This window comes from Lysinibacillus sp. BF-4 (assembly GCF_000743635.1).
In the GTDB taxonomy this organism is placed as follows: domain Bacteria; phylum Bacillota; class Bacilli; order Bacillales_A; family Planococcaceae; genus Metalysinibacillus; species Metalysinibacillus saudimassiliensis.
Genome location: NZ_JPUW01000024.1, coordinates 15866 through 40479, shown reverse-complemented (window position 1 = coordinate 40479; position 24614 = coordinate 15866). Strand labels below are relative to the sequence as shown.

Here is a 24614-nt window from a genome sequence, read left to right as displayed (position 1 = left end):
AGTCGTGGTTTTTTAATTTGCCAGCATGGCTTTGAGCGTTTTCTTTTTCCAACCAAAGTGGAAGTAAGCAAACTGCATAATGAAGTTAACACAAAATGCGATAGGGTATGCCCACCAAACGCCATTTAGTTCAAGCGTAGTAAAGTGTGAAAGCCCATAAGCAATTGGTACTTCAAATACCCAAATTGTAATAACTAAGAAAATAGTTGGCCATAACACTACACCTGTAGCGCGCATAGTAGCAGAGACAGTTTGCGTATGTCCAAAAACAATATAGCTCCAAAACGAAATATATAAATAATTTTTAGCAATTTCAAGCGTTGCCGCCTCATCAATAAATAGACCAAGCAATGGTTCTGCAAAAATATACATTAGCGCAATAATGATACCACCAAGTACGTAGTTAATGCGTACACCCATTTGACGAATTTTTTTAATCATTTCGGTAGAGTTAGCGCCAAGTGCCTGTGCCACAAAAACAGAAGTAGCAATGGCAATACTCATCGCAGGGATTTGAGCATAGCTTGCGACTTGGTTAACGACACCATAGGCAGCCGTTGCATTAGAGCCGTACACATTGACGAAGCCAATAACTGCAATTTCGGCAACCGAAATTGCGACCATACTAATGCTTGCAGGAATGGCTAGCTTTAATAGCGATGCTAAAATATCTTTTTGTAACGAGAAGTGCTTTAATACCGTTTTATCCAAGCGTAATACATGATTGGTTTTATGCAAATAAGCGAGCAATAAAACAAGTGTTATAAAGTTAGAAAGCACTGAAGCATAAGCTGCACCGTTTAAACCAAAGGCAGGTAAGCCAAACCAACCAAATAATAAGGGTGGAATAAAGCTAATATTTAAAATCACACTCACAAGTAAAAATAAAAAGGGTGTTTTTGAGTCGCCCACACCACGTAAAAAAGTAGTGTAAACAAAATACCAAAACATAATTGGTAATGTAAAAAATAAAATACGCGCATAACTAACACTCATATCAAAAATATTAGCTGGCGTATGCATAAAGCGTAAAATATGTTCAATAAAAAAGCCGCCAAAAATTGCTACAGCAATTGATAGCACAGTTGTGAAGGCAAGTGTCACTCCTACAACCTGCTTCATTTTGTCGAAATCTTTTGCCCCGTAGGTTTGCCCAACTAAAATAGAGCTACCTGAGCCAATGCCAATAGCAAAAGCCATTAGGAAAAAGAAGAAAGGAAAGAAGGCAGAGATTGCGGCTAGTGCATCTACGCCTAAATTTTTACCAACTAAAAACATCGCAAAGATTTGCCCAAGCGACTGTAGGACGTTGGCAAGCATAACGGGCATCAAAAAGGCAAAGAATGCTTTTTTTAGTGCCTGTTCATCCTGTAGTAAGTTATCGTTCATATTAGTAGCCCATTTCTTTTAAAATACGAGAGAGCGTGCGCAGACGTTCGCCAATTAACTCGCCGTCCTCGTTTAATGCTTGTTGAAATAATTGAATGTCTTCTTTAATCTGTTCGTTCTCTGTACAAACTTCAACCGTCATAGCATCGCCTTGTAGACCAACGCGCTCAATTACAGGATTTGCTGGGTCATATAAATCTTTATAGCGATAGGCATCCTTAAAATAAAGCTCTGATTGGCAAACTAAAATGGTTAAATCAAGGACGCGATGAAGCGGTAATTCTTCTGATTGACGTGACCATTTGCCACCAGTATGTCGCCAAACTTTTGCTGAAATATCCACCTTACCGCGATCATTCCACTGTGCTAGACCTAGTGACAACCCTTCAGCATCGCCCTCATAAGCCGTGCGACCATCAATATTTTTATAGTTTTCCGCTACAATAACAGGTTTGTGTTTTAAATGTGTTGGGATTTTCATTGTAATTACTCCTTTACTAATTTACTAAATTACTGCGTTAGTAAATATACTGCGCACAAAGATTAATGTCAACAAAAAATAGTACTACACTAACGAAGGAAATGACATGAAGAAAGTTTGAAGTCGAGATAACTTGGAAAAATACTAAGTAGGACAAAAATTTTAGGAGGCATTTATTATGAATATCGCAATTATTGGAGCAACAGGTCATTCAGGACAAAAAATTTTAGCTGAGGCAATAGAGCGTGGGCATATTGTGACGGCAATTGTGCGCGATGAAACAAAGCTAGAGCAAGATGTCAAAGTAATAGAAAAAGATTTATTTGATTTAACTACAGCAGACATCGAGCCATTTGATGTTGTAATTAGTACATTTAATGCGCCTGCTGGTAAAGAAGAAATGCACGTTAGCGCAAATCAACATTTAATTAGCATCTTTGAGGATGCACCACAAGTACGTTTAGTAGTAGTTGGTGGGGCAGGTAGTTTATTTATGGATGATAGTAAAACAACACGTCTAAGCGAAACAAAGGATTTTCCTGCAGCTTATTTACCAACAGCAACTAATATGTGTAAAAGTTTAGAGGACTACAAAAAATCTAGTGCGACGTGGACATATATTAGCCCAGCAGCAATGTTTGATTTAGCAGGTGAACGTACAGGTCATTATACGCTAGGTGGCGACGTCTTCCATACGAATGCTAAAGGTGAGAGTTATATTAGCTACGCTGATTATGCTATTGCGTTAATGGATGAAGTAGAGAGCGGCAAACATGTGGGCGAGCGTATCTCTGTAGTGAATTAAACGTAAAAATTCGGTACAATGAAGTCAAATTGTAACGATAAAGGATGAGCAAAATGGCTTCAGCAACAATTACACGAAAGCAAGTAACAGAGCTACGCGAAGAACTGACACGTTTTTCGATGGCATATAAATTTGCACTAGACGAAATTACGACACGCGTTAATATTTTACAGGAGGAGTTTCGTTTAACTCATGAAAATAGCCCAATTGAGCATGTGAGCGCACGCGTTAAATCGCCTGAGAGTTTATTTAAAAAAGTGTATCGTCAAGGCGTGCCACTTAATTTACAGCAAATTCGTGAGAGCATTCGCGATATTGCGGGCATACGTTTAGTATGCTCATTTGTATCAGACATTTATCGTGTCATGGAGATGTTTGCGCGTCAAAGTGATATTGAAATTGTTGAGGTAAAGGACTATATAAAAAATCCGAAGCCAAATGGCTACCAAAGCCTCCATATTATTATGAAGGTGCCTGTCTTTATGTCAGCACATACCGAAAAAGTATATGTAGAAATGCAAATCCGTACCATTGCGATGGATTTTTGGGCAAGCTTAGAGCATAAAATTTATTATAAATACAATAAGCAAGTACCAGAGGCGTTGACCAATGAGCTACACGAGGCAGCTATTGCAGCAGCGCATTTAGATAAAAAGATGGAGCGTTTAAATAATGAGGTTAATGTATTAAAGGCGCATGACCGAGAAGATGATTTATTAGTTGGACGCGAGGACCTTGGGCAAGTAATGGTGGAGCTGATGGAAAACATCGGCATGTATACAAAGTAGGCGGGGCTAGTTCCCCGTCTTTTTGTATGCGCATTTTTTTTCGTGTTATACTAAAGGACGTGAAAAAAGCAACTTGTTAGCAAAACAAACGTTAGCATAATAGACATATTTATAAAAAGGATAGGTGAAATCGTGGAAATTATTGAATTAGTTAAGGCCCTCATACTTGGCTTTGTTGAGGGGATGACAGAGTTTGCCCCAGTATCTTCTACAGGGCATATGATTATTGTGGATGATATGTGGTTAAAATCCGAAGAATTTTTAGGAAAGTACTCAGCTAATACATTTAAAATTGTAGTACAGCTTGGCTCGATACTTGCAGTAGTCGTAGTCATGTGGAAGCGCTTGTTTAGCTTGATTGGTCTTTATAAAATTGATGGTAAACCAATGATGCAACGCTTTAACTTAGCACATGTAATTATTGGTATGTTACCAGCAACTGTAATTGGTTTTGCTTTAAAAGATTTTATTGATGATAATTTATTTTCAGTAGAAACCGTAGTCTATGCTTTAGTAGCAGGTGCCATTTTAATGTTAGTGGCTGATAAATTTGGACCTAAAAAACCAAAGATTACATCGCTTGACCAAATGTCATATGGTTTAGCCTTTAAAGTAGGCTTAGTACAATGTTTATCATTATGGCCAGGCTTTTCACGTTCAGGCGCAACGATTTCAGGAGGCGTGCTGTTTGGCATGAACCATAAAACAGCCGCAGACTTTACCTTTATTATGGCTGTACCAATTATGGCAGGAGCTAGTTTAGTGTCTGTGTTAAAAAACTGGGATCAAATTTCAATGGATCATATGAGCTTTTATATTGTTGGCTTTATTAGTTCATTTGTATTTGCTTTAATTTCAATTAAATTTTTCCTTGCTTTAATTGATAAAGTGAAATTGACACCATTTGCAATTTATCGTTTAGTGCTAGCCGCAGTCCTTGCATTTGTTTTATTCTTTTAATGAACAGGCAGTTGAGTTTTTATACTCAGCTGTCTTTTTATTTTTTGAAAAATTAAATAATTGTGCGTATTGTAGAAAAAATGGGTTATAATAAGGGGGAATATGTCATGAGTAGTTTTGAAGGGAGATGGAAACAATGAAAGTTATTTTATTAGGTGCAGGTTTCATGGGTAAAGCAATTGCGAAAGACTTGGTACGCAGCGAAGGGGTTAATGACATTGTGCTAGTGGATGCAGATTGTGTCAAAGCACAGCAAGTTGCGGCAAGTATTGCGAGTGATAAGCTTCGTTCGGTGGAGCTTCGTTTTGAAAATGACGAAGCACTTAAAGAAGTACTACAGCAGGGTGACGTTATTATTAACGCCATGTTCTATTCTCACAATGAACGTATCGCACGCTTAGCTATTGCAGCAGGTGTGCATAGTATTGACTTAGGTGGCTCTATGGCAGGAGCAACGGATGCAGTATTTGCATTACATGAGGAGGCCAAGGCAGCAGGTATTACAATTATTCCAGAGCTCGGTGTTACCCCTGGGATGACAAATATTTTAACAGGTTATGGTGCCTCAAAATTAGATAAGGTAGAAGAAATTAAATTATATGCTGGTGACATCCCTGTAGAACCAATCCCGCCAATTGATTATATTGAGGTATTTTCGATTGAACGTATGTTTGACTATTACAGTGGTGAGGCGAAGGGCATTTATAAATGGAAGGAACAAGAGTATCCTTCTATGTCAGGCTGTGAACCTATTTATTTTGACGAGTTTGGTGTACTTGAAGCATTTTACACAGCCGGTGGGATTTCGACATTAGCTGCTAGTTACCCAGATGTAAAAACATTAACGTATAAAACAGTACGATATAAAGGACATGCCGAAAAAATGAAACTGTTAGTGGACTTAGGCTTGTTTGATATTGCGAATAGTGTAAAAATTGATGGTAAAACCATTAATGTAAGGAAGGTTATTCGCGAGGCATTAAGTAAAAAGCTAGAGGCTGGTAAAAAAGCAGATGTATTATTAGTACGTGTACTAGTGTCTGGTGACCAAGCGGAGCAACAAGTGACAAATGAGTATGAGCTTGTACTAAAACGTAGCGCAGAAAGTGAAGAAACAGCCATGGCTAAGGCAACAGCAAGCTCTGTTTCGATTGTGGCTCAAATGGTAGCTAATGGTACGATTACAACACGTGGTGTATCAGCACCAGAACAGGTTGTACCAGGTGAAGTATATATTGAGGAGATGGCGAAGCGTAACATTCGTATTAAAGAAACAATTCACCGCTCGTCAATGATTGTTAAAGGGTAAAATAAAAAGCCTGCATTCAGCCGAATGCAGGCTTTTCTATGTTATTTTTGACTTGTTAGTTTTTCCATTTCAGATACTGTAATAAATTCATAACCTTCAGCACTCAAATAAGCAAGTACGCCATCTAAACCATCAGCTGTTGATTGGTGGATGTCATGCATTAAAATAGTAGCGTGGTTATGCATTGCTTTTTGCACCATTGGCAATAGTTGACTTGCATTGCGGTGCTTCCAGTCTAGTGTATCAATTGACCATAAAATTACAGGTGTCGGAATTTGTGCCTTCACTGTATCATTTACAGCACCATAAGGTGGGCGGAAAACAGTCGCGCCTTGACCAATAGCATTGCGGATGGCTTCCTCTGTACGATTAACCTCTTGTTGAACTTGTGCCACACTTAGGTTCGTGAGTACAGGGTGACTCCATGAGTGGTTACCAATCTCATGTCCACGTTTTAATTCCTCTTGTACTAATTCAGGGTAATATTGTACACGATTACCTAGTAAGAAGAAGGTTGCTTTGGCATTATATTTATCCAATACATCTAAGATTTTTTCAGTTGAGCCAGGCTCAGGACCATCATCAAATGTAAGAGCTACATATTTACCGTTTGGATCAAGCTCACGTACAGGTGGTGATAAAATGTTTTTAGCACTTGTATTTTCTACTTGATAAGCTTCAGCTAAAATTGGGTTAATAAAGTTAAGTGGTACAGCAACGACAGGTGTTGAAGCTGCGCTCGCTGTTACCTCATAATCATCGAAGTAAAATTCAATTGCGTCACCACGAATAGCAAAGCGTTCGAAATTTTCGAATTTAGGTGTAGTAGCTGCCATAACATTGTCTGTAATAATAGAAGCTTGTAGCTCCTCGTTTGTTAATAAATCATTTTGTACATATTCTGCTAATTTATTTAGGTATTCTTTATTATTACCTAATAGCTCAGCAGCTGTTACTTGTTGTTTGTTAACATTGTCGTAAAAGTACGTTTTTACCATTGATTTTTCATCCGCGCCACCTGTATATGTAGTGTTTGTTAACACGAAAGAAAAATAATGTTCTTTAAACGGCACAGTTTCTAAATCAATATTTAATGAAGGTACAATATCTTCATCCTGTTGATCTAGTGACTCTAACTCTGCTAAATAAGCCTTTTTAGCTGTTGTTACATATGCACGAACCTCTTTATTAAAGGCATCGTTCTCTGTTTTAGGGTAGTGTAAGGCATAGGGTACTTTAGGGTTGTTTGATGTGTCCGTTGCAATACTTATACCTTCGAAGGCAGAGTTTTCTGTGGAAATATGGTTGGCTTTTTCTTTCGGTTCATTGGCTTGATTTTTACTGCTGTCAGATAATACGAAAAATACAACAGCTGCTGTTAGAGACGCCAAAACAGCAATTAAAATAAAGTCAATCATGGGCTTGCGTCTACGTTTTCTAGGTTGCATAATGGGTGAAACTCCTTCCTTCTCAAATCGTTATATAAGGTTAGACGTGAGTACTATAAAAAAAGTTGTGAAAAACATAAAATAGGAGGTTAGGTCAAAATAATGAATGAAGCAAAAACCAATGAATTTGCCTTGGAATGCTTGTTACTAGCGGGTCGCATTATGATTGAAAGTGGTGCGGAGATTTATCGTGTAGACGATACGATGCAACGTATGGCAAAATCACAAAATATTATGAATGTACAAAGCTATGTTACATCTACTGGTATTATTTTATCGTTAGGGCCTACACAACCGACACGTATCACATCTATAGCTAGACGCAGTACTGATTTAAAAAAAGTCGCGTTAGTTAATGCTGTTTCCCGAAAATTATCCAATCAAATCATAACACTAACAGAGGCATATGACGAGTTGCAAAAGATACAATCTACCAATTATTTTTTGCCTACGTACATACAGGTAATTGCTGCGGCGATTGCTAGTGGTAGCTTTTTAATTATGTTTAATGGGCAATGGTCAGATTTTGTTGCAGCAATGATTGCAGGTGGCATGGGCTACCTTACGTATTTAATTGCACATGATTTAACGCGTGTACGATTTTTCTCTGAATTTACGGCATCGCTAATTGTTGGGATATTAGCTTTTGCGGCAGTGCGCTATGGTTTTGGTACTCAACTGGATAAAATTATTATTGGCTCTGTGATGCCGCTTGTGCCAGGTTTGCCTATTACCATTGCGGTACGTGATTTAATGTCAGGGCATTTACTTTCGGGTCTCGCTAAAGGAGCTGAAGCGTTTTTAACAGCTTTTGCGATTGGCTCAGGTATTGCCATTGTTTTATCATTTTAAGGAGGCACAATTATGGATTATGCAGTTCAATTACTTGTTAGCTTTGTAGCAACAGCTTGTTTTGGCATTATTTTTAATGTGCCTTTAAACCGTGTGATTTATTGTGGTGTTGTTGGGGCGATGGGCTGGCTCGTTTACTATGAATGCACGTTACGCGAGATTGATCCTGTGCAGGCATCCTTTTTAGGCGCCTTTGCAGTTGCGATTGCTGCACATGCCTTAGCACGTAAGTATAAAACGCCAATGATTGTATTTAATGTGTCTGGTATTATTCCATTAGTTCCTGGGGGCATTGCTTATAATGCGATGCGTAGTGCCGTCGAAAATGATTATTTAATGAGCTTACAGTACGGCTCAAAAGCATTTATGATTTCAGGTGCGATTGCTATGGGGTTAGTTTTTGCTGAGGTGCTGATGCAATTAGTTTTTCGCGCGTTACGCGCAATGCGCTATAAAAAAATTACCTAATAAAAACGAGAAACCAGCGCTGGTTTCTCGTTTTGTCATTTATAGTAGTTCACTCACTGCTTGTGCTGTAATTGGTTTGCTAATCACATAGCCCTGAAGTACATCACAATCAATGGATTGTAGATAGGCTTGTTGTTCATGTGTTTCTACACCTTCAGCAACAACACGTAGACCTAAGTTTTTGCCGAGTTGCACCATACTGTGTACAAGTCGATTAGCCTTCTCTGATTTATTAATAGTATGGATGAATGTTTCATCCACTTTAAATGAATTTACAGGAAGGATCTGCATATATCTAAATGAAGCATAACCTGTGCCAAAATCATCAAGTACAAATGATACGCCTGCTTGCTCTAATTGTTCAAGTTGCATTTGAATCGACTTAGCAAACTCCGCTTCAAGCGCAAATTTTTCGGTTACTTCAAAATGCAATAAGGATGCTGGGCAATTTGTTTCCTTTAATATAGATAGAACACTCGTCGCCATGTTTTTATCACGGAACTCGCGGACAGAGCTATTTACGCTAACATTAATTGGTGTACCAGCAGCTGACCATTTTACTGCTTGTAAACAAGCTTCACGTAAAACAAATAAACCAATTTGGTGGATGAGCCCTGTTTCTTCTGCTAACGGAATTAGCTCACCTGGAGATACTGTACCCACGACTTCATCATGCCAGCGTACGAGCGCCTCTACACCTACAACTTTTTGTGAGGTACTGTCGATTTGTGGTTGATAAAGTACTTGTAAGTTTTTTTCGTCGAGAGCTTTTAATAAGCGTGTTTCTAGTAAAGATTTTCGATTTAATTGTCGGTGATGTGCGGGTGTTAATGATACAATTTTATTGCCGCCTTCACTACGCACCTTAGCGACTGTTGCTGTTGACGTTCTCATCAGCTGAGTATAGGTCGTAAAGGCTGACGGGAAGCGTGTGATGCCACCGCTAATTGAGATAGGCAATGCAATGCGCTCGTAGTAGATTGGGTTTTTTTCGAGGTAATGTAAAAAACCTTCGATAAACCAATCACTTAATGAAGTGAGTAAGGCAAAATCAATTTCATTAACGCGAACGATAATACTATCTTGGAAATACGTCTCTAAGCGCTTTTTAAACATAGAACCTAATGATTCATGCAATTCGGAGCTATGTAATTCTTTGATGGTATAAAATTTATCAATGCTTAAATAAACAAAGGAAAATTCTCGTTGCTCCTCCATTAATTTAGGTAGTTCATTTTCTAACCAATAAGAATTATGTAAGCCCGTTTCGGCATCAACATATGCATATTTTTGCAATTTCATTAGCTCATTTTTTGTGCTTGAAATATCCTTGCATACTAAAATCGTATGCTGTACTTTACGGATAGGGCAGTAGGTTGGGATGGCTGTTAAATCTGTCCAGTAGGTTGTGCCAGCTTTTGTTAGCTGTTCGACCTCGCCATGCCACACATGACCTTGTTGAAGTGTGCGCCAAATTTGTTCAGGAATAGATTGACTGACATCTTTTTCAGGAAATAGCTGCCAAAAAGATTTACCAATGATGCGTTTTGGTGTCCAAAGGCTGGCTTTTAAAAATGCTTCATTTGCGGCTAGTATAAAGCCTTCACTATCTAAAGTTACGAGCATTTGTGTTTCTTCTAAGGCTAAACGAATATCCACAAGCTCTTTTAATAAAATAGCGCCATCTACGCTAGTATTATCAAAGATTAATGCACATAGTAAACTCTTTTGTTGCTGGTATGTACAAGGTTGCGTTACTAGTTCAGCCATTTGTAAAGTATGGTCAGCCATTTGTACAGAAATAGCCGTAAACTGTTCTGTTTTAGGCTTAGCAATTAAATCTGCAAAGGCAGAAGGTGAGAAATCACCTGATAAAAGTGTTGTTACTGTAGATGCAGGCTGTGCCAGCATCGTGTTTTTTTTGTATCCCAATACAGCTTCAGCTGTCGATGACCAACTGATTATAGTACCATCCTCACTTATTATGAAGGTAGGGAATGGGAGTAATTCCGCATAACTAGCGTCTATAATGTTGTTATTTTGATTTCTACTCATTGTAGTGGCTCCTTAAATTAATAGCGATAGATTCATTATAAAGAATAATTATAAGTTCGTCATTATTTTCGATTTAATAGTTTGAATAACTATTCATAAGTATAGGAAGGAAGGGAGATAATTGCAAAGACTAAAAGGGATTTTAATGATTGTTACAGGCGCTATGCTATGGGGGGCCACAGGTCCATTGATGGAGTGGCTTCTTAGTGAAACCCCATTAACAGTTCCGTTTTTATTAACGATTAGATTGACGGTTGCAGGCGTTTTGTTGCTGTTATTTTTGCGTGTAGGGTTAAAGAAACAAGTTTCAACTATTTGGAAACAAAAGATATGGCTAAAGCAATTATTTATTTTTAGTATTTTTGGTATGTTAGGACTACAATACTCTTTTGTAGCAACAATTGATGCGAGTAATGCTATCGTAGCAACTCTACTGCAATTTTTAGCACCAATCTTTGTTGTGCTATATGTTTCATTAAGTATGAAAAAATTTCCACCTCGTTATCAAGTACTTGGTATTTTAGGGACCTTAGTCGGCTTATTTTTATTATTGACGAATGCTTCTTTTGATACATTACTCGTTAGTCGTAAAGCGTTAATTTGGGGCGTTACTGTAGGGTTATCTTTTGCCTTTTATACCCTGTACCCTGCTCGTTTAATGAAGGAATGGGGCGTGTTAGTTGTTGTTGGTTGGGGAATGTTTATAGGAGGCACGGTTTTAGGTATTGCTACAGGTGTATGGCGCTCAGATGAATGGGGATTATTAAAAGATGGTACAATGATAATACTTCTCATTTTACTAATTTTATTTGGTACAGCAGCCTTTGTTTTATTTTTAAGTAGTATGAAATACATTTCGCCTGTTGAAACCAGCGTACTCTCAAGTATTGAGCCACTAACTGCTATGCTTATTTCGGTATTAATGTTCGGTGCGACATTAGGCATGTGGCAGTTGATTGGTATTGTAGTGATGCTTGTTTGTGTAACTTGGCTGTCAATTGCAGGTGACAAATAGGTGGTGGATTAATGAAAACGGTTTTTGCTTATGTTAAGCCTTATAAATGGTTTGCTTTTATTGCCATTGCCCTTATGCTTTTTGAACTATGCGTAGAGCTAATTCAACCATTGATCATGGCTAAGATTATTGATGAGGGTGTTGTAGTAAAAGATGTTACAACGATTTATCAGTGGGCAGCCATTTTAGTAGGGCTGACAATCATAACTTTTATTGCAGGTATTATTAATTCTTATTTTTCGGCACATGTTGCGCAAAGCTTTGCTTTTGATTTGCGTAGCGCGTTATTTTCTAAAATACAGTCGTTTACCATGGCAACGTATATTAAATACCCTAGTTCAGCATTAATTACGCGTTTAACTAATGATGTGGGTAATGTGCAACAAGTTGTATTTATGTTGCTACGTATTATGTTGCGTGCGCCACTTGCCATTATCGGTAGTTTTATTATGGCGTTTTACGTAAATGCAAAGCTTGCTTCTATTTTATTAATTGCTACACCAGTGCTCGCTATTTTTTTAGTGGTAATGGTAACGAAGGGCATTAAGTTATTTAGTAAGGTACAAAAAAGCTTAGATGGTGTAAACCGCAAGCTTCAAGAAAACTTACAAGCGATTCGTTTAGTAAAGGCGTATATGCGTGGTGAATATGAAACTAATCGCTTTGCCGAGGTTGCAGGTAAGTTAAAGTTTGACTCTGTTAAGGCAATGCGCACAATGGAGTATATTATGCCAGTGTTATTATTTGTGATGAATGTTAGTATGCTTGGTGTAATTTGGTTTGGTGCAAGCTACGTTGGTGCTGGTGATATGAAGTTGGGCGAAGCTGTAGCTGTTATTAATTACACGATGCGAATTACGATGATTTTTTCGATGTTTGTTTTTATTATTATTTTATTTGCTCGTGCCAAATCGTCAGCAGAACGCATGGAAGAAGTTTTGTTGGTGGAGGGTGGTACTGAGCAGATTGGTGAACCACAGGCAGTTCTTCAAGGTGCGATTACATTTCATAATGTGTCGTTTAGATATAGCGAGCAAACTGCTTATGTAGTAAAGGACGTATCATTTACTTTACAAGAAGGCGAAAAGCTAGCGATTTTAGGTGCAACAGGCTCAGGGAAATCTACACTACTACAATTATTATTACGCTTTTATACACCAACAACGGGTGAAATTTATATTGGTGAGCAAAATATAGCAGATGTAGATGTAGCAACGCTGCGTAGCTCTATTGGCTATGTACCACAACAATCAGTATTATTTAGCGGTAGCATTGAAGATAATATTCGTTGGGGTAAAGAAGATGCCCTAGCAGAGGAAGCGGAGCGTGCGGCAAGTCAGGCGCAAATCCATACATCTATCGAGAGTTTTGAGGATGGCTATGCCACAATTGTTGGACAAAAGGGCGTTAACTTATCAGGTGGGCAAAAGCAACGTCTATCTATTGCGCGTGCTTTAATGCGTAAAGCACCTATTTTAGTGCTAGATGATAGCACGAGTGCGCTTGATGTTAAAACGGAAAGTGCACTGTGGCAAGCATTGGAAGAAGAACATGCGACAATGTTGGTTGTTACGCAAAAAATCCAAACTGCGCGTGGCGCTGATAAGATAGCGCTCCTACATGAAGGTGAGCTTGTTGCCTTTGGTACACATGAAGCGCTAAGTGAGAGCTCAGAGTTGTATCAACAAATTGCCGCTTCACAGCAGGAGGTGACGTTATGAGTATCCGCAAACCTTTTGGCTACGAGCCACTACTAACGAAAGAGGATATTAAAAACGCTGCACCAAAAAAGAAAAAGCAACGTGCCAATGATTGGAAGAAAACGCTTGGACGCATTTGGCATATTGTTGATGAGCAACGTGTACTGTTAATTATTGTGTTACTTATGGTCGTTGTTAGCTCAGCATTATCATTACTCGGACCATTTTTAATCGGTAAAATGATTGATACGTTTGTTAAAGCGGGTACAACGACGGGGATGATAACGTGGGTGATTGCGTTAGTAGTAATTTACGCGGTATTATCGCTATCATTATTTTTTCAAAACTATTGGATGATTGGCATTGCGCAGCAAACGGTCTATCGCTTACGTACCTCACTGTTTGCGCATTTTCAACAGTTGCCGATCTCATTTTTTGATAAGCGTCAGCATGGTGAGTTAATGAGCCGTGCAACTAATGATATTGAAGCGGTAAATGCTACGCTTAATACGGCGTTTATCCAAGTTTTTTCGAGTGTTATTACGTTAACGGGTACTGTAGCAGTTATGCTATATTTGAGCCCGTTGCTAACATTACTAACGATGATTATTATACCTACGATGTTTTATGGTATGCGCTGGGTAACAAGACGTACAGGTAAGTTATTTAAAGAACAGCAACAAGCTGTTGGCGCATTAAACGGTATGATAGAAGAAACGATTTCAGGCCAGCGTATTGTTAAGGCATTTTCGCAGGAGACACGTATGCAAGCGGAGTTTGAAGAAAAAAGTAGAGCACTACGCCGTGCAAGTTTTTGGGCGCAGTCCTACTCAGGGTACATCCCTAAAATCATGAACGTGCTAAATAACTTTAGCTTTACAATTGTAGCGGGTGTTGGGGGCTTACTAGCCGTGAATGGGCAAATTACTGTCGGGGTCATTGTTATCTTTACAGAGTATGCGCGCCAATTTACACGCCCATTAAATGATTTGGCTAACCAGTTTAACACAGTGCTTTCTGCCATTGCAGGTGCGGAGCGTGTATTTATGATTATGGATGAGCCTATTGAGCAAGATACACCAACTGCCGCAACAGATGTTGTGCTACAAGGCGCTGTGAGTTTTGAGAATGTTGTATTTTCGTATACAAAAGATGCCCAAATACCAACGTTACAGCATGTAAGTTTTGCTGTACAACCTGGCGAAACTGTAGCACTCGTTGGCGCAACAGGCGCAGGTAAAACAACGATTATGCAATTAATTGCGCGCTTTTATGATGCGGATTACGGAGCGGTTACCTTTGATGGTAAAAATGTTAAAGAAATTGCTCGCAGTACATTGCGTAGCCAGCTAGCATTTGTTTTACAAGACCCATTTTTATTCGAGATGTCGGTTATGGATAATATTCGTTATGGGCGTTTAGATGCGACAGAAGACGAAGTTATAGCTGCGGCTGTAAAGGCCAATGCTCATGATTTTGTCACAGCGTTGCCGCAAGGATATCAAACCATTTTAACTGCTGATGGTAGTGAAATCTCACAAGGGCAAAAGCAATTGCTGTCAATTGCGCGTGCGCTACTTGCCGACCCAAAGATTTTATTACTCGATGAGGCAACGAGCAGTATTGATACGATTACAGAGATGAAAATTCAAGAGGCACTAGAGTATTTAATGCAAGGACGTACGAGTTTTGTTATTGCGCACCGCTTAAATACTGTGCGTAATGCAGATACGATTTTTGTCATGCAAGCGGGTAAGCTTATTGAAGCAGGGCCACAGCAACAATTAATTGAGCAAGGTGGCGTTTATGCTACAATGCTTGCTAACAGTAAACAATAAGGAGTTAAGGTATGAACATATCAATCATTACAGCATCATTTCCGCTAGATCAACAAACGTATGAAGAGGTAGGCGAGCTTTTACAAACAGCCTACGAGGCGGATGGGAAACATTATGAGGAAGTAGTAAAGTATGCGCTCATGCCAAGTTATGACGTTAAGGGCTTTGTTGTTATTGCCTATGATGATACAACAGATAAGGTAGTTGCGATTGCAAGTGCCGCAGATATTATTGGCTTTAATACGTATGAGTGGTCGGCGCTTGTTGCGCCCATGTACCGCTCTGTAGGGATTGGTAGTTTTGTAATTGAAGCATTACGTGAAGGATTAGCTAAGCGCGACTGCGAAGGCGAACTTGCATTAGTAGTAAAGGGCGAAGGTAAGGAGCAACGCTTTTTACAGCGCCTTGGTTATTATTATAGTTTTTCAGAAGCAGTTTTAGAGTCACCTGCTGTCGCAGCTATGCCAAGTTATGAGATGCGTGAATATTATAATGAACAACAAGATATTGCCGCGATTTATGCAGAGGCTTTTGGTGATTTACCAGAGGAAGCAATTGAGCTAATTGCTTACAGTACCGAAGCAGATGGCTGTAAATTATGGGTGGCTTATGATGGTGATGAGGTGGTTGGTACAATTACTACAACACGTCAAGGTAATGTACAGTGGATTACAGCACTTGCCACTAAAGCTACAGCGCGTGGTAAAGGTGTAGCCTCAGCTATGTTGGCATGGGCAAAATATTATACCTTACATGAGGGCGGCACTAAAGTTATGATTGAAGTCGAAATGGAAAACGAAGAAGCGCTAAGTGTTTATAAAAAGAATCACTTCCTATTATCACAGCAAACGGATTACTATGTTCGTAAATTAGGGTAAAGCAATTAAAAGGAGTGATTGGATGGAAATTTATGCACATCGAGGTGCGTCAAGTACGCATCCCGAAAATACAATGGCCGCTTTTCAACAGGCTGCTGAGCTAGCGATTACAGGTGTAGAGTTAGATGTTCATATGACTAAGGACGGCGAGGTTGTAGTCATTCATGACGAAAAAATCGACCGCACCTCTAATGGTCAAGGATTTGTGAAAGATTATACGCTGGCACAATTACGTGAGTTTGATTTTGGTTCATGGTTTGACGAACGTTTTACGGGCGAAAAAATCCCAACACTTACTGAGGTGTTGGCACTTTTTGCGGCTACAACACAGCGTGTGAATATCGAATTAAAATCAGATGTATTTATGTATGAAGGGCTAGAGCAAAAAGTGCTTGCGATTGTAAAACAGCATCATATGGCGACACGCGTAATTATTTCTTCATTTGACCATGAGGCATTACAGCGTGTTTATGCATTAGACAAAGATATTGAAATCGCAGCATTATTTGGTGCTGTGGTAATTGATATTGAGGCGTATACAAAACGTATCCCAGCACAAGCGATGCACGTTACGTTACCATCTGCTTTCCGTAATTCAATTGCGCAAGCATTACGTCATGATAATACGGTTCGTGTGTATACAGTAAATGATGTACTTTATGCACAAGAGCTTGCGCTGCTTGGTGTGGATAGTATTTTTACAGACCAACCAGCAGAAATGGCAGCATTTTTTGCTTAAGCAAAAGGCGGTAGGACAATTTGTCCTGCCGCCTTTTATAATTTGGTTATCGTAGTTGTACCTTGTAATAACGTATAGTAAAAATCATCATCGCCTAAGCTAATAATGCGGTGACACACATTGCGTAGTTCATCTAGGTCATGTGAAATATATAAAATCATTGTACCCTTTGCCGCAAGCATTTTAAGTGCCTCAGCAATGTCTAGCTTAGATTTTAAATCAATGCCAACCGTAGGCTCATCTAATAATAACAAGCGTGGCTTTTGGATAAGAGCAATAGCTAGGTTGAGTTTTCGTTTCATACCACCTGACAGTGTGTGTACAGGCTCTTCCCATGCAGTAAGTGCCATGCTCTCGCAAATACTACGGAGTTGCGCTGTATCGTGTTGTTGCCAGCTTAGACGTTCAAAAAATTGCATATTTTCTTTTACAGATAAATCGTCCCACAGTGCCAATTGCTGAGGGACAAAGCCAATATGCTTACGCAATGTAGCCTTAGTTGTTTGGCCATCTAAGCTTACTACACCACTATCAGGTTGTAAGAGAGTAGCTAAAATATGCAGAAGTGTAGATTTTCCTGCACCGTTTTTGCCAACCAACCCAACAATTTCGCCATCTGTTAGTGTTAATGAAACATTATCGAGCACACATTTTTGTTTGTAGTGTTTTGTAATGTTAGTAGCTTCAAACATAGCGTACCTCCTTTCGTAATAACAATAAAAACCAAGCAGGTGCAAGTATAAGCCATACGCTAACGCTAGTTGTATCAAGTGCAACGAGTGGGTGTAAGTAACGTACACTATCAGGTACAGCAAGCAATAGCCCACTTGTGAAAAATAACAAACTCATACATAGCAAACTAAGTTGATACAAGCCAAGTGCAGATTTACTTAAGAGCGCAAAGGTATAGCCTATTGTTACAAGCGTTAACCTAAATGCTATTAACGCTAGTACAGTTTTAGCCGAAAACGTAGCAAATAGTAATAAAGCTATACCATCTACTAATAAAAAGAACAGTGTATAGCTTAGTGCTAACGTTAAAATATAGCGGGTAACGGATAACTTGCTAAAGGGTAAGCGTAACTTTAGCGTAGGTGTTAACTCTTTGCGTAACCATTCACTTTGCATAAAGGTCGCTAGAGATGTAAAAAGTGCCCAAATTATTAAGGCATGTCGATGTTCGTCGGGCGCTACGGGAGCGCTAGCATCTGTGTAATGAATTGCGGTTGATAAAATAGGGTGTTCTTTAAAGTAAGCATTACTGCCTGCAATAATTGTAGTAGCATCAGGTGCATCTTTTGTCATTTGTTGAATGGTTGCTACGGTATGATATTGCCCAATAAGTTGCAGGGTGCGAGAGCTTACAAGCTCACTCGCTACTTCATACATTAATGACATATTGGAGCGGTAACCTTCGACAATAGTGCGACGTTCATTAGCTAAAATAGTCGCTTCAAACCCCTCATTAATAATAAATACACTATCAACTTCATGGGTTTCTACTTGTTGCAATGCTTGTTTTTTAGTAACAAGCTGTAAGCTAAGTACAGGGCTTTCTTGTAATGTAGTAACGAGCATATTAGCTAAGGCTGTTTGTTCTTCCATAACTAAAGCAACAGGGATGCGTAGCTCTGCTTTTGGCAAGAGCGCAAGTACCATATATGTTAGTAAAATAGGTAAAAGTAGTGCTAGCATCAGACGAGGCCATTGTTTTTTTAATCGAATGCTCATGCTGCTCGCTCCCTTCTGTACAATAATACGCTACAAACAGCAAGGCTAATACCAAGTGTAAGTAGAAGAGGGAGGTAATTTGTATACAGTCGCTCATATAAAATAAGTGCTACAAGCTGTGTAAAAGCTTCGGTAGTAAAAAATGGCAGTGTAAACGGCAAGTAACTACTTGGCAATAATGCACCGCTCATCGCAATTATAAGTAGTGTATATGCTACTTGTGCTAATAATGTAAGTTTAGTTGATGGTAGCACTAGCTCTAAGATGGCAAGATGACTCGCATAAATAAAAAGTGTAAGTGTTAATACTAATAAAACACGAACATAATCAATAGGCAGCCAGTATAAATCACTGTTTAGTTTAGCTAGTATGCTACTACCAAAGCTCAGCACTACAGCCAAGCTCGTTGCGACGAGTAGTCGTGCAAGTAGTGGTTTAGTAATGCCAACGCCAAACATACGCATGCGAGTTTGTAGGCTGTTAGGTGTTTCGTTAACAAGCCTTTGATTAAGTAGCAATAGCCAAAGTAATGCTGTAATAAATACAATACTTGTGGCGTAATAATAGAGTGGTTTGGCTGTAGCAATATTTTCTATCGTTGTAGTTGAAATAAATTGCTCACGGCTAAACAGCAACATAAAGTAAGCTGTAAATTCACGTTGGATTAGTGAGCGACGTGCATCATCTGCCATGTGCATCGTATGTGCCGTATCATTAATCATGGATAAATTCGCCTGCGCATAATTCATATAGCTAGCAATTGTGTCGCTGACTTGTTTTACAAGAGCAGCATCCTGTTTATATGCAGGGTTAGCAATGATAGTAAGCGTGGCAGGCTCGCCTTCATATAGCGTTTGTGTAAAATTAGTGGGGAAGATAATATAACTGCGAATGATCTCATTTGTCAGTTGTTCTTCAGCTTGCTCACGTGTAACGAGCTTCATAGAAATGTGCTCAGCAATGACAGGAGCATCCACTAATAAATTGGTTAGTAGTTTCGTTTCTTCGGATTGGTTTTCATCCACAATACCAATAGTGACAGGCGCTTTGGCGCTAGGTGTCAAAGCAATAAACAGTAGAAGTGCGATGATACCGACTAATAAAAACGGAAAAAGCAGAAGAAGCGGCAAGGATAGCCATTGCCGCTTCAACTGCTTTAGGTTGTTGTTAATAAATAGTAACATAAAACGTCACCTTCTCTTACATACCGCCTAAAAGTGAGCCAAATAAATTGCCCATTACTTCTTCAAGGTAAGCATCAATTTCTTCTGGTGTTTTAGTTGATAAATCAACTACAGTGCCTTCTGTTTTCATAGGCTCTACTTTTTTCACTAATTTTGTTTTTGAGTCAATTACCATACGACCTAATTCATTATCGTCTGTTGAAACAACAAAATTATGGACACCGTCAAATGCATCTTTTTCGTAGCTTGTTTCGCCTTCCCAAGCGATAGCACCGTTTGTTGCAGGTAAGCCAAGCTCACCAGATTTATCAGTAGCTGTGATTTTACGTTCAAAAATGCGGTTTTTATCTGTTACATCTTCATTAGCTGTGTAAGTAACTGTTGCTTGGTCTACAGTGAATTCAATCATATCGTTCACTTTTTTACCGTCAAATACTAGTTCACCTAGTAATGTTGCTTCTTCACCTGTTGGTGCTGTAAATACATATTTAAAGTTAGCGTTATCTTTTTTAGCATCGCGCATACCTTTAATTGTAAATGTATCATCTTTATCTGTAATCGCGAAGTCGCGGCTTACGATAACTTTGTTATTTACCCAAATGCTTGATTTTACTTCATCAGGTAGCTCTGCTGACTCAATATCTTCACGAGCTTTATCGATTTCAGCATAGATGTCTTCGATTGAAGGTTGCTCTACGCCTTCCATGCCAAAGCTTTGAGATTTGATGTTGCGCTCAATGATTGTTTTTGTTTTTTCATCTTTTGCTACTTCATCTAATAATGCTTTTGCTGTTTTACGGATTTGTGCTTCGTCTAATGTCATGACAATATTTTCAGCTTTGACTTTTGAGCCATAAACCTCAACATCGCCTTTTTTTGTTGTGAAGTTTTTATCATCTAAGCTTTTGAAGAATACTTCAAAGTAATGCTTAGCTAAATATTCAGCGTCTTCTTGTTGTTGTTTAACGCCTTCTGGTGAAAATACTTCAGTGAAATCAATATCTGCATCTTCCATACCTTGTGTAGCTAGGTACTCAGAAAGTTTTTTGTCATCAATTTTCATCGTATCTGTTAATGAGCTACCTACTGTTAGTTCGTGCTTGTTTAAGCCAACTAAAATACTGCCCATTGCATTGCCCATCATACTAATATCAATTTTATTATTGCTAAGTCCTTCTTTTAAATCATTTTGTGAATTTAATGCTAGTGTAAATGAGTTAAGCATCGCTAGCATACCAAATTCGTCGTTTGTGTTTTCAGGTACTTTAAAGCTAATTGTTGCATCACTTTCTGATTTCTCAGTTTGTGTTTTGTTATACCAGTCTAGTTCTTTGTCGTAACGTGCTTCAAACAGTGATTGCCAGTTTTCAGCGTTTTCTTTTTCTGCAAGCATGTAAGCTTGCTTAGGAGATTTATTTAGTAGGGCAAATGCTGCGCCACCGCCGATTAAAACGACTGCCGCAATAATAATGCCAATAATCCCTTTTTTACTCATAGTATCGCCTCCAAGTTAAAGTTTAAGGTAAAGCATAAGTCTCGTATTGTGTTTCGCCAATCAGTTATACTACATATAGTACATAATAAAGGAGTAGGATAAAGATGGCTTTAACCGTACGAGAAGCAATAAAAAATCGTCGTTCAATAAAAAAAATGAACGGTCAAGCAGTTGAAGAACAAGCAATTATGGAAGTGCTTGAAGATGCAGTATGGGCACCCAACCATGGTATGCGTAACCCATGGCGTTTTGTTGTAGCGGGTGGTGAGCGTTATCAAAAAGTGGTAACACTACTGCGTGATATTACATTACCTAACTGGGCACAGCTCACTGAACAAGAAGTTACAACACATATGCAAAAGTTTACGTTAGCTGGTGGTGTTGTATTTGTAATTACGCCCGAAGATATGCGTCAAAAACAACGTCTTGAAGATTTTGCGGCTGCTAGTGCTATGGTACAAAACGCGCAACTTCTTGCGTTAGACAAGGGTATTGGTACTTGCTGGAAGACACCTATATTTTTAGATAACCCTAAATTTCGAGAAGCTATTGGTGCAGCTTCAGGTGAGCGCGTTATGTGCATGCTTCAGTTTGGTCATTGGGATGAGCTACCTGTAGCGCGTGAACGCAAGCCAGTAGCAGACATCACAACATTATTTGGTGAATAACATCTCTGTATAGTTTACGGTAAACTAGACGAGAAGTTTCAAAAAAAGAAGAATTGCCTGTAAATTAGGCAATTCTTCTTTTTGTATAAATAAAAATAAGTAAAATTAGACTAAGCACAAGTGTGCCGAATGGATAAAGTATAGGGAAAAATATCGAAGGCCAGCGGTAATTGAGCGTAGTGACGTAGCCTTCGTAGCTAATACCAGCGACGTGTAATAAATACTTATCTTTAAACGTGCGTTCTTTATCTATCACGTGCGTTGTTTGATCGCCATCTTTTGTAAAGGTTGTAACTTGTACAATTGTTTTTTCTTCCAAAGGCTCATCGAGTGTTTTATTAATTAGTACGTGTAGGGCATCTTCATTACTTACAAAAGCAAGTAAACCATAATAGCGATCACTTGTAGCATTATCAATCCGAACAGGAAGTTCAACTTCTTGAAAAACTTCGCCATTATGTTTGAGTTGCAGTGTGCCTTTTTGAATTTTATTTTGCCAATTATCAAGATAAATATCGGCATCAAGTTGTTCTTCGATACTAAAACTTTGACCTTGCCAATTGAGCGCCATCGCTGTTACATCTTCGAGATTATTTTTAAGCATATCGTTGCTAATATAGCTCTCGACTGCCATTAGACCAACTGGTATTGCACTTAAGATAAAAAGTAACCAACTGACAACACGCATTATTTTAAGTCAGCAGGCTTAAAATTACTTAGTGAAGTATAGTAATCACCAATGACACGAAGCCCCTTATCAAAGTTTTCGAGATGGAAGTGCTCGTTAGGTGCATGGAAGTTTTCGCTTGAAAGACCAAAGCCCATTAAAACAACAGGTACCTGTAAAATTTCATCGAAGGACGCTACAATCGGAATTGAGCCACCTCCACGTGTAAACGCTGTTGGCACTTGATACACTTTTTCGTAAGATGCACTAGCTGCTTGAATAACAGGGTGATCAAACGGTGTAAGGTAAGGTTTGCCCTTATCAAACTCTGAGATTGTAATGTCCACGCCCGTAGGCTTATGTTTTTCAATGTGTGCACGAAGTAACGCTACAATTTCCTCGGGGTCTTGGTTAGGTACTAGGCGGCACGAAATTTTTGCGCCTGCTTGAGCTGGTAACACGGTTTTAATGCCTTCACCAGAAAAGCCCCCAAATACACCGTTAACTTCTAGCGTTGGGCGTGCCCATGTTTGTTCTAGGTAAGAGTAGCCTGCCTCACCAAATAATTCAGTTACGCCAACTTCTTCCTTAATATCATTTTCATTAAAGTTAAGTGCCGCATAAGCAGCGCGTTCTTCTTCAGTTAATGGTAAAACATTATCGTAAAAACCTTCTACTTGAATTGTGCCATGCTCATCACGGAAGGATGCTAAAATCTCGGTTAAAGCATGGATGGCATTTTGTACGCCACCACCATAAAGACCAGAGTGAAGGTCACCCTTAGCCCCGCGTACATCAATTTGCACGCCTGTTAAACCACGAAGCCCGTAGCAAATTGCTGGTTTACCAGGTGCATATAATCCTGTATCTGAAATAACAATTAAATCTGAAGCAAGCTTGTCTTTATTTTCTTCAATAAAAGCAGTTAAGCTTGGGCTACCGATTTCTTCTTCGCCCTCAATTAAAAATTTAATATTTACAGGTAGCTCACCATCAATCGCAAATAATGCCTCAATTGTTTTAAGGTGCATATAAACTTGTCCCTTATCATCACTTGCGCCACGTGCAAATAATTTATTGTCACGAATGGTAGGTTCAAACGGTGCGCTATCCCATAAATTGAGTGGATCTACGGGCTGCACATCATAATGTCCGTAAAATAATACAGTTGGTTTGTCTTTAGCATGTAGCCAGTCACCATATACGACAGGGTGTCCCTTTGTTGGTAATACAGCAACATTATCCATTTGGATTGCAGTAAGTGCTTTTGCTAAAAAATCTGCTGCGGTTGTCATATCAGCCTTATGCTCAGATAATGAGCTAATGCTTGGGATGCGTAAAAAATCTTGCACTTCTTGTAAATGTTGTGCGCGATGCTCAGCAAAGTAAGCATCAAGCTGTTGTAAATTTGCCATGAATGAAACCTCTTTTCCTTAGTTGCGTCTTATAAAATAAGTATAACATGACAAATCATATCCCCTAACCTTACAGCATTGTAATGTAATTGAAAGCCAATACGATAGAGCGTAAGGTTCGTTTTTGCGAGAATGAGAGTAACAAAGAAAACGAACGGGGGCGTTACAGATGAATGAACAAGTAACAGCAATTTATGAGGAGTACAATCGCTACATTTATCACCTATGCCTAAAATTAACACGTAATACGGCAGAGGCAGAAGATTTAATGCAAGAAGTTTGGGTGAAAGTAGTACGCTACGAGGAAAGCCTAAAAAATGTTGAACATGAAAAAGCATGGTTAACAACCATTTGTATGAATACATTCCGTGATCGTTACCGCAAAAAAATGCGTCGTAGCAAACACGTTACAATACAACAAGATACAGAGGATTTTTCGATGTTAGACTTAGTGCCAAGTGGCGAGGAGTTAACAGAAGAAAAGGTCGAGAAAGATATGATTCGTACTTTAGTACAAACTAAAATGAAGCAACTTGATGCCATTTATGAAAAAACACTATGGTATTTCTATATTGAGCAGTATTCGCTAATTGAAATTTCAACTGTTATGAAGGTTTCGATTGGTACGGTAAAATCACGTTTATTCCGCGCAAAAGCACGTTTAAAAGAAATGCTAATGGCAGACAATGTGGCAGCAGAGGTTGTCATGCCTGTATAATAAATGGTAGC

23 protein-coding genes are annotated in these 24614 nt (G+C 38.9%); 13 read left to right on the top strand and 10 right to left on the bottom strand.

Annotated features, from left to right (window positions below; all coding sequences use genetic code 11):
- Nucleotides 1-12 precede the first annotated feature (12 nt).
- Both CH76_RS08835 and CH76_RS08830 read right to left on the bottom strand, forming a co-directional pair.
- Entirely contained in the window at nucleotides 13-1389 is a 1377-nt protein-coding gene (locus CH76_RS08835) for an MATE family efflux transporter (RefSeq protein WP_036145153.1), read from the bottom strand.
- Nucleotide 1390: 1 nt separating this feature from the next.
- Entirely contained in the window at nucleotides 1391-1870 is a 480-nt protein-coding gene (locus CH76_RS08830) for a DUF6530 family protein (RefSeq protein ID WP_036145152.1), read from the bottom strand.
- Nucleotides 1871-2048: 178 nt separating this feature from the next.
- On the opposite strand from CH76_RS08830, the gene CH76_RS08825 reads away from it, so the two are divergent.
- From CH76_RS08825 to CH76_RS08810, 4 genes are all read left to right on the top strand, one after another.
- A complete protein-coding gene (locus CH76_RS08825; protein WP_036145151.1) occupies nucleotides 2049-2675 on the top strand; it encodes an NAD(P)-dependent oxidoreductase in 627 nt (208 codons plus the stop codon).
- 53 nt (nucleotides 2676-2728) lie between these two features.
- Nucleotides 2729-3463, top strand: coding sequence for a GTP pyrophosphokinase family protein (locus CH76_RS08820; protein WP_036145150.1), 735 nt, complete (start codon nucleotides 2729-2731; stop codon nucleotides 3461-3463).
- A gap of 132 nt (nucleotides 3464-3595) precedes the next feature.
- The gene (locus CH76_RS08815) at nucleotides 3596-4423 is read left to right on the top strand and encodes an undecaprenyl-diphosphate phosphatase (protein WP_036145149.1); all 828 of its coding nucleotides are present in this window, start codon (nucleotides 3596-3598) and stop codon (nucleotides 4421-4423) included.
- 136 nt (nucleotides 4424-4559) lie between these two features.
- Entirely contained in the window at nucleotides 4560-5732 is a 1173-nt protein-coding gene (locus CH76_RS08810) for a saccharopine dehydrogenase family protein (protein WP_036145156.1), read from the top strand.
- Nucleotides 5733-5773: 41 nt separating this feature from the next.
- Here the strand turns inward: CH76_RS08810 and CH76_RS08805 are convergent, their stop codons facing one another.
- On the bottom strand, nucleotides 5774-7180 hold the full coding sequence (locus CH76_RS08805) for a polysaccharide deacetylase family protein (RefSeq protein WP_036145148.1): 1407 nt from the start codon (nucleotides 7178-7180) through the stop codon (nucleotides 5774-5776).
- A gap of 102 nt (nucleotides 7181-7282) precedes the next feature.
- Between CH76_RS08805 and CH76_RS08800 the strand changes: the two genes are divergently transcribed.
- Both CH76_RS08800 and CH76_RS08795 read left to right on the top strand, forming a co-directional pair.
- On the top strand, nucleotides 7283-8032 hold the full coding sequence (locus CH76_RS08800; protein WP_036145147.1) for a threonine/serine exporter family protein: 750 nt from the start codon (nucleotides 7283-7285) through the stop codon (nucleotides 8030-8032).
- Nucleotides 8033-8044: 12 nt separating this feature from the next.
- Nucleotides 8045-8500, top strand: coding sequence for a threonine/serine exporter family protein (locus tag CH76_RS08795; protein ID WP_036145146.1), 456 nt, complete (start codon nucleotides 8045-8047; stop codon nucleotides 8498-8500).
- Nucleotides 8501-8539: 39 nt separating this feature from the next.
- Here the strand turns inward: CH76_RS08795 and CH76_RS08790 are convergent, their stop codons facing one another.
- Complete coding sequence (locus CH76_RS08790; RefSeq protein WP_036145145.1) at nucleotides 8540-10555, bottom strand: EAL domain-containing protein; 2016 nt, start codon at nucleotides 10553-10555, stop codon at nucleotides 8540-8542.
- A 121-nt stretch (nucleotides 10556-10676) separates the two neighbouring features.
- Between CH76_RS08790 and CH76_RS08785 the strand changes: the two genes are divergently transcribed.
- From CH76_RS08785 to CH76_RS08765, 5 genes are read left to right on the top strand one after another with little or no spacing between them, the layout of a single operon-like run.
- Complete coding sequence (locus tag CH76_RS08785) at nucleotides 10677-11570, top strand: DMT family transporter (RefSeq protein ID WP_036145144.1); 894 nt, start codon at nucleotides 10677-10679, stop codon at nucleotides 11568-11570.
- An 11-nt stretch (nucleotides 11571-11581) separates the two neighbouring features.
- Complete coding sequence (locus CH76_RS08780; protein ID WP_036145143.1) at nucleotides 11582-13291, top strand: ABC transporter ATP-binding protein; 1710 nt, start codon at nucleotides 11582-11584, stop codon at nucleotides 13289-13291.
- The gene (locus CH76_RS08775) at nucleotides 13288-15108 is read left to right on the top strand and encodes an ABC transporter ATP-binding protein (RefSeq protein WP_036145142.1); all 1821 of its coding nucleotides are present in this window, start codon (nucleotides 13288-13290) and stop codon (nucleotides 15106-15108) included. The genes CH76_RS08780 and CH76_RS08775 overlap by 4 nt, the downstream gene beginning before the upstream one ends.
- Nucleotides 15109-15119: 11 nt before the next feature.
- The gene (locus CH76_RS08770; protein WP_036145141.1) at nucleotides 15120-15986 is read left to right on the top strand and encodes a GNAT family N-acetyltransferase; all 867 of its coding nucleotides are present in this window, start codon (nucleotides 15120-15122) and stop codon (nucleotides 15984-15986) included.
- Nucleotides 15987-16008: 22 nt separating this feature from the next.
- Nucleotides 16009-16725, top strand: coding sequence for a glycerophosphodiester phosphodiesterase (locus CH76_RS08765; RefSeq protein ID WP_036145140.1), 717 nt, complete (start codon nucleotides 16009-16011; stop codon nucleotides 16723-16725).
- A 35-nt stretch (nucleotides 16726-16760) separates the two neighbouring features.
- Here the strand turns inward: CH76_RS08765 and CH76_RS08760 are convergent, their stop codons facing one another.
- From CH76_RS08760 to CH76_RS08745, 4 genes are read right to left on the bottom strand one after another with little or no spacing between them, the layout of a single operon-like run.
- On the bottom strand, nucleotides 16761-17417 hold the full coding sequence (locus CH76_RS08760) for an ABC transporter ATP-binding protein (RefSeq protein WP_036145139.1): 657 nt from the start codon (nucleotides 17415-17417) through the stop codon (nucleotides 16761-16763).
- Nucleotides 17410-18456, bottom strand: coding sequence for an ABC transporter permease (locus tag CH76_RS08755; RefSeq protein ID WP_036145138.1), 1047 nt, complete (start codon nucleotides 18454-18456; stop codon nucleotides 17410-17412). The genes CH76_RS08760 and CH76_RS08755 overlap by 8 nt, the downstream gene beginning before the upstream one ends.
- Entirely contained in the window at nucleotides 18453-19640 is a 1188-nt protein-coding gene (locus tag CH76_RS08750) for an ABC transporter permease (protein WP_036145137.1), read from the bottom strand. The genes CH76_RS08755 and CH76_RS08750 overlap by 4 nt, the downstream gene beginning before the upstream one ends.
- Before the next feature lie 16 nt (nucleotides 19641-19656).
- Complete coding sequence (locus CH76_RS08745; RefSeq protein ID WP_036145136.1) at nucleotides 19657-21135, bottom strand: hypothetical protein; 1479 nt, start codon at nucleotides 21133-21135, stop codon at nucleotides 19657-19659.
- A gap of 104 nt (nucleotides 21136-21239) precedes the next feature.
- On the opposite strand from CH76_RS08745, the gene CH76_RS08740 reads away from it, so the two are divergent.
- Entirely contained in the window at nucleotides 21240-21803 is a 564-nt protein-coding gene (locus tag CH76_RS08740) for a nitroreductase (protein ID WP_036145135.1), read from the top strand.
- A 64-nt stretch (nucleotides 21804-21867) separates the two neighbouring features.
- On the opposite strand, the gene CH76_RS08735 is transcribed toward CH76_RS08740, so the two are convergent.
- Complete coding sequence (locus CH76_RS08735) at nucleotides 21868-22437, bottom strand: hypothetical protein (protein WP_152553318.1); 570 nt, start codon at nucleotides 22435-22437, stop codon at nucleotides 21868-21870.
- A 53-nt stretch (nucleotides 22438-22490) separates the two neighbouring features.
- Nucleotides 22491-23885, bottom strand: a complete 1395-nt coding sequence (locus CH76_RS08730; RefSeq protein WP_036145133.1) for a dipeptidase — start codon at nucleotides 23883-23885, stop codon at nucleotides 22491-22493.
- Nucleotides 23886-24054: 169 nt separating this feature from the next.
- Between CH76_RS08730 and CH76_RS08725 the strand changes: the two genes are divergently transcribed.
- Nucleotides 24055-24603, top strand: coding sequence for an RNA polymerase sigma factor (locus tag CH76_RS08725; protein WP_036145132.1), 549 nt, complete (start codon nucleotides 24055-24057; stop codon nucleotides 24601-24603).
- Nucleotides 24604-24614 lie beyond the last annotated feature (11 nt).